1 protein-coding gene is annotated in these 409 nt (G+C 66.0%); it reads left to right on the top strand.

Annotated elements, in window-relative coordinates; genetic code table 11:
- The coding region (locus EN859_RS35555; RefSeq protein ID WP_189502496.1) for an arginase family protein at positions 1-312 on the top strand (312 nt) is incomplete at its 5' end.
- Positions 313-409 lie beyond the last annotated feature (97 nt).

Genomic DNA, 409 nt, shown 5'->3' with positions numbered 1-409 from the left:
CGTGCCTTCCTGGCGCGCGTGTCTGATGAAGACGGGCTGCTGCATGTCAGTCTCGACGTCGACTTTCTCGACCCGTCGATCGCGCCGGCTGTCGGCACCACGGTTCCCGGCGGTGCGACGTTCCGCGAGGCGCATCTGGTGATGGAGATGCTGTCCGACAGCGGCCTCGTCTCCAGCCTCGACCTGGTCGAATTGAATCCATTTCTCGACGAGCGCGGCCGCACCGCGACGCTGATTGTCGACCTCACCGCCAGCCTGATGGGCCGCCGCCTCCTGGACCGCCCGACCCGCAGCCACTCCGGAAGCCTCTGATCATGACCCAGCCTTCGCGCCTCGCCATCGTTCCCTTCGTCAGCGTCGACCGCATGATGAAGCTGGTGCTCGCCATTGGCGTCGAGCGCTTCCTCAC

This window comes from Mesorhizobium sp. M00.F.Ca.ET.216.01.1.1 (assembly GCF_004010325.2).
In the GTDB taxonomy this organism is placed as follows: domain Bacteria; phylum Pseudomonadota; class Alphaproteobacteria; order Rhizobiales; family Rhizobiaceae; genus Mesorhizobium.
The sequence above is the reverse complement of the archived record's forward strand: the minus strand, read 5'-3'. Positions and strand labels throughout refer to the sequence as shown.